Origin of the sequence: Actinosynnema sp. NPDC059797, assembly GCF_042732085.1 — a bacterium.
In the GTDB taxonomy this organism is placed as follows: domain Bacteria; phylum Actinomycetota; class Actinomycetes; order Mycobacteriales; family Pseudonocardiaceae; genus Actinosynnema.
The window spans coordinates 1-5,532 of sequence record NZ_JBHWIE010000427.1; the positions used below are offsets into that span (position 1 = coordinate 1).

5 protein-coding genes and 1 pseudogene are annotated in these 5,532 nt (G+C 72.7%); 2 read left to right on the forward strand and 4 right to left on the reverse strand.

From position 1 onward, the window contains the following. Positions 1 to 232, reverse strand: a pseudogene (locus ACFV4N_RS38985) (endo-1,4-beta-xylanase); the annotation flags it as partial. A 712-nt stretch (positions 233 to 944) separates the two neighbouring features. Between ACFV4N_RS38985 and ACFV4N_RS38990 the strand changes: the two are divergent. Continuing rightward, positions 945 to 1,607 carry an L-2-amino-thiazoline-4-carboxylic acid hydrolase gene (locus ACFV4N_RS38990; protein WP_499677707.1) on the forward strand — a complete coding sequence of 221 codons (663 nt, stop codon included), beginning with the start codon at positions 945 to 947 and terminating at the stop codon, positions 1,605 to 1,607. A gap of 101 nt (positions 1,608 to 1,708) precedes the next feature. Here the strand turns inward: ACFV4N_RS38990 and ACFV4N_RS38995 are convergent, their stop codons facing one another. Beyond that, positions 1,709 to 1,897, reverse strand: a complete 189-nt coding sequence (locus ACFV4N_RS38995) for a hypothetical protein (protein WP_499677708.1) — start codon at positions 1,895 to 1,897, stop codon at positions 1,709 to 1,711. 354 nt (positions 1,898 to 2,251) lie between these two features. Here ACFV4N_RS38995 and ACFV4N_RS39000 point away from each other — a divergent pair, with 354 nt between their 5' ends. Continuing rightward, entirely contained in the window at positions 2,252 to 4,348 is a 2,097-nt protein-coding gene (locus tag ACFV4N_RS39000; protein WP_499677709.1) for a cellulase family glycosylhydrolase, read from the forward strand. A 72-nt stretch (positions 4,349 to 4,420) separates the two neighbouring features. On the opposite strand, the gene ACFV4N_RS39005 is transcribed toward ACFV4N_RS39000, so the two are convergent. Together ACFV4N_RS39005 and ACFV4N_RS39010 are read right to left on the reverse strand one after the other, a co-directional pair. Beyond that, positions 4,421 to 4,786, reverse strand: a complete 366-nt coding sequence (locus tag ACFV4N_RS39005; RefSeq protein ID WP_499677710.1) for an RNA-binding S4 domain-containing protein — start codon at positions 4,784 to 4,786, stop codon at positions 4,421 to 4,423. A 45-nt stretch (positions 4,787 to 4,831) separates the two neighbouring features. Next, positions 4,832 to 5,532, reverse strand: a 701-nt coding sequence (locus ACFV4N_RS39010) for an esterase-like activity of phytase family protein (RefSeq protein WP_499677711.1), incomplete at its 5' end; no start/stop codon positions are given.

Here is a 5,532-nt window from a genome sequence, read left to right on the forward strand (position 1 = left end):
CGGCCGTGATCATGTCGAACTCGCGGTTCACGATCCCGACGTAGGTCGAGTCGCCCAGCTTGTTCGCGGCCACCGCCGTGCCGAAGTAGCGACCGCTCTGCTGCGCCGCGGCGGCGAGCGTGGACGCGGCGCCGCTGGCGGGCGACGCGGCCAGCACCACCGCGCCGGCGGAGGCGGCCACGAGCGTCGACACGAGCGCGACCCGTGACACTGACTTCGCTGTCAGCTTCATGTTTGACACCTTCTGGGGAGCACTGGGTGATCGGGCAGGGGGAGGCCGTCGGGGGCGGTACCCGACCGCATCCGGCCTGAAACTTTCAGCAGTATCAACCGAAACAGATCTGCCTGGCAAGCGTGGAAACGCCCGAAGTTCGAGGCTTGCGCCCGGTGGGGCCTTCCCGGTCCCGCGTCGGGCGCCGCGCGGTCCTCCGGCACCGAATCGGCTCGAAAATGCTGAATGCCCAGTTGAGAGCCCTGTTTCACCGGCTGATGTCGATCTTCAAGGCGGTGTCGAACCGTGCTTGGGGATGTCGCGTCACGAGCGAAAAGTTTCGGAAAATTTGACGAAGATTTCGAGCGGCGAGGGGCCGGTCCGTAGGGGTTCGCGTTCGCGATCGTCGTACCGGCCTGCTGCGCGCGGCCCAGTCGCTCCGTCCTAATAGGACCGTTCGGGGGTCGGCGCGTTCCGCTGTCCGGTCGTGCCGACCGCCGTTCGGCGCAACGGGTCGCGCCCGTCCGGTCGCGGCGGGAGGGCGGAGCGCGGACGACCCGCGGACCCGCCGCTGCCGTAGCATGGCGGCGCCAACAAACACACGAAGCTCGTCGGCGCCGGTAGGTCGGTGGAGTGCGCCGGTGTGCTCGCCTGGTCGCGAGCACGGCCGGTCCGCCCCGCGCGGCACCGCGTCGTCCCCGGGACCGGGCCCGTCCCGGAAGGACCACGAGACGTGACCACCGACCACTACGTCCCCGACCCCGACGCCGACACCGCCGCGGTCGTCGACGGCGTCCTGGCCCACCTCGCCGCGGTGACCCGCGAGCGCGGCCTGCCCGACGACCTCCCCGCCGCCGTCCGCGACCGGCACGAGCGCCTGGTGGCCGCCAACCGGCGCCTGGTCGTGGACGAGCCCGCCCGCCACAACCTGCGCATGACGCTGGTCCTGGTGGCCGCCTGGGAACTCCTGCGCCCCCACCTCGGCGACGACGGGGCCGTGGAGGTCGTGCGCGCGGCCTTCGTCGAACCGCTCGCCCCCGTCGTGCGGGAGTCCGTCCGCGCGGCGCTCGACGCCGAGCCCGACCCGTACCGGGCGATGGTGGCACTGGCCAAGGACCGCGAGACCACCTCGTTCGGCGCCGGGTTCGCCTTCCGGCACCCGGTCGACGACGACCACCGGTTCCACGCGGACGTGCACCGCTGCTTCTACTACGACGTGCTCGTGGCGAACGCCGCGCCGGAGCTGGCGCCGGTGATGTGCGAGTTCGACCGGAACTGGATCGACGCGATCGACCCGGACCGGCACGGTTTCCGGTTCGAGCGGGCGACCACCATCGGCACGGGCGGCACGCACTGCCCGTTCCACTTCAGCCGGGTGGGCGCCGACCGGGCCTGACGTCCACAGTGGACCGCAGGCCGGGCGGCGGGTCGCACCGCCCGGTCACCCCGGGTGGGCGGGGCCGGGCGACGACCCGACCCCGCCCGCCCCGGCGCGGGTCAGCTCCCGGGCCGCTCGGCACGCGGGGACCGGTCCAGGCCCAGCTCGCGCGCCTCCTCGGCGTCCGGGAACTCCGGGTCGCGCCAGTCCTCGGCGCGGGTCGGCCCGGTCGCCCGCAGCTCGTTCTCCACTTCCTGCTTGAGCTGGTCGTCCAGCATGGGGCCGTGCTGTGCGCTGCCTCGTTCCACGGTGGCTCCTCCGGTGTCGTCGGTGCCTGAAAGCACGGTGTACCCGCTGTGCGCCGGATTCCACCCGACCGGGCCGAGGTTCACCTGTCCGTGAGACCGGCGCGGGAGACCGGCGCGTTCGACGGGGCGTTCGTCGAACGGATTCGACACCGCGTCGAACGCGCGGGCGCCGTTTCGAAGCGCCGGGTTGACGCCACGCCCGCGCCCAGTCGATTTGAGTCGAAACCCTTGCGCCCCCCGGGCGGCGTGGTCAACATCTTGCGAGGCAGCACCGGAACACGCCGCAGTGCCCGGTGGCAGACGCGCGCTCGGTTCCCTCCTCCCCGCTGCCCCCTGCGACGAACGAGGAGCACCATGGCCGACTTGCGCGGCAGGACACGAACGATCCGCTGGTGGCTCGGCCTGCTGGTGACCGGCGTCGTCGCGGTCGTCACGGGCACGGGCCTGGTGGCCGCCACCAGCGCCCAGGCGGCGGCGGGCTGCCGGGTGGCGTACACGACGCCCGCGCAGTGGCAGGGCGGGTTCACCGGGAACGTGGCCGTGACCAACCTGGGCGACCCGGTCGACGGGTGGCGGCTGACCTGGTCCTTCCCGTCGGGCCAGCAGGTCACGCAGGCGTGGGGCGCGACCGTCACCGCGGCCGGCGCCGACGTCACCGCGACCAACGTCGGCTACAACGCCAGGATCGCCACCGGCGCCACCGTCTCCTTCGGCTTCAACGGGACGTGGACCGGCGCCAACACGGCGCCGTCGTCGTTCGCGCTCAACGGCGTGGCCTGCACCGGCCAGACCACGAGCACGACCACCACGACGACCACCACCACGACCACCACGACCACGACCACGAACCCGCCCGCGGGTGACGCGATGGCCGCGGTCGCCGCGATGGAGCCGGGCTGGAACCTCGGCAACTCCTTCGACGCCACGGGCGACGACGAGACCTCGTGGGGCAACCCGCGCGTGACCGAGGCGCTGCTCGACAACATCAAGGCCCAGGGCTACAAGAGCATCCGCATCCCCGTCACCTGGGGCCAGCACCAGGGCGGCGCGCCCGGCTACACCATCGACGCGGCCTACCTGACCCGCGTCAAGGAGGTCGTCGGCTGGGCGCTGGCGGACGGCTTCTACGTGATGATCAACATCCACCACGACTCGTGGCAGTGGATCTCGAACATGCCCGCCGACCGCACCGGCGTGCTCGCCCGCTACAACGCGACCTGGACGCAGATCGCCTCCGCGTTCCGCGACTCCTCGTCGAAGCTGGTGTTCGAGAGCGTCAACGAGCCGCAGTTCAGCAACAGCTCCGGCGACGCGCAGAACGCCGAGCTGCTCCACCAGCTGAACACCTCGTTCCACTCGATCGTGCGCCGCTCGGGCGGCGGCAACGCCACGCGCCTGCTCGTGCTGCCGACCCTGCACACCTCGGCCGACCAGGCCCGCGTCGACGAGCTGAACGCCACCCTGGCCGCGCTGGACGACCGCAACATCATCGCGACCGTCCACTACTACGGCTACTGGCCGTTCAGCGTCAACGTGGCCGGCGGCACGCGCTTCGACGCCACCGCGCAGCAGGACCTGGTCGCCGCGTTCGACCGCGTGCACAACGGTTTCATCGCCCGCGGCGTCCCGGTCATCCTCGGCGAGTTCGGCCTGCTCGGCTTCGACCGGCACACCGGCACCATCCAGCAGGGCGAGAAGCTGAAGTTCTTCGAGTACCTGGGCCACTACGCCAAGGCCAAGAAGATCACCACCATGCTGTGGGACAACGGCCAGCACTTCGGCCGCACCTCGTTCCAGTGGAGCGACCCCGAGCTGTTCGCCCAGATCAAGTCGAGCTGGACGACCCGGTCCGGCACCGCGTCCACCGACCAGGTGTTCTCCGCGAAGTCGAGCCCCGTCACGGCCAAGGCGATCACCCTGAACACCAACGGCACCTCGTTCGCCGGCCTGCGCCACGGCGGCACCGAGCTGGTGCGCGGCACCGACTACGCGGTGTCGGGCGACCAGCTGACCCTCAGCGCGTCCCTGATCACCCGGCTGAGCGGGGCGCGGGATTACGGGGTCAACGCGGTGCTGCACGCGCGGTTCTCGCAGGGCGTGCCGTGGCGGATCAACCTCATCACCCACGACACCCCTGTGCTCCGGAACGCGACCGGCACGACCTCGTCGTTCGCGATCCCGACGGCGTTCCGCGGCGACCTGCTGGCCACCATGGAGGCCAAGTACGCCGACGGCTCGAACGCGGGCCCGCACAACTGGACGTCGTTCAAGGAGTTCGACCGCACGTTCGCGCCGAACTACACCACCGGCGCCACCACGCTGACCCCGGACTTCTTCGCCGAGGTCAACGACAACGCGCGGGTGACGCTCACCTTCCACTACTGGAGCGGCGCCAAGGTGACCTACTACGTCACCAGGTCCGGTTCGTCGGTCACCGGCACCACCGCCTGACCCGCCGCGGGGGGGGGCGCGCCCCCCGGGGGGGCCCGCCCCGGCCGGGCCACCGAGGTCCGGCCCGCCGCGTCAGAGCCCCTGCTCGCGGAACCTGTCGAGCACCCGGCGCTCCCGCTTGGTCGGCCGCCCCGCGCCCCGCTCCCGGCGGGCCACGGGCACCAGCGCCTCGGGCGGCGGCTTGGGCGTCCGGTCGAGGAAGCAGGCCGCGGCCTCCGCCGGGCCCACCCGCTTCTGGATCACCCGCACGACCTCCACGACCCGGGTGACGTGCCCGACCCGGGCCCGCACCTCGTCACCGGGCACGATCGTGGTGGCCGGCTTGGCCGGTCGGTCGTTCACCCGCACGTGGCCGCCCCGGCAGGCGTCGGCGGCGTCGTTCCGGGTCTTGGTCAGCCGGACCGCCCACAGCCAGCGGTCCACACGGGTGGACTCCACCCGCCCATCATGACCCCTCGCGCGCCGGATCCGGGAGCCGGGTGCCTAGCGGACCCACCCGAGCCGCAGGAACACCGACTCGCCCGGCGCGTCCTCCAGCCCGTCGTTGTCGACCACGCCCACCAGCCGCGCGCCCACCACGGCCAGGCCCTCCGGCTTGTCGTGCGCGACGCCACCGCCGGCGGTCAGGGCCGGCAGCAGGTCGCGGACCAGCCGCTTGGCCACCACGGGCTTCGGCTGCCCGGCCGGCACCGGCGCGAGGCCTGCCAGCTCCACCCGGTACACCTTCTTGGTCCGCGCCGCGTCACCGCGCTGGTTGTCCCGCTCCAGCACCAGCAGCGCGCGGTCGCCCAGCGCGGTCACCTCGGACAGCCCGACCCACCCGGTGGCGGCGGCGTCCAGCGGGTACGCGGCGAACGCCCACTCGCCCGTGGCCGGGGTGAAGCGGGCCAGGGTCGCCTGACCCCGCACGTCCGCCCGCCACTCCCGCTGCACGGCCACCCAGACCTGCTCGCCCGCGCCGCGCCCGGTGGTCGTCACGCCCTCGAAGCCGTTGCCCGTGGCGGTCGCGGCCAGTTCGGCGGGCAGCGGCACCTCGCGCACCACCGAGCCCGACGCGGTGACCTCGACCAGCAGGTTCGGCAGGGACTTCCCGTCGCCCTCGGCGGCGAGCCAGTACCCGCCGCCGCGGCGGGACGCGATGACCTCCGCGTCGTACCCGACCGCCACTCCGCACCGCGTGAGGG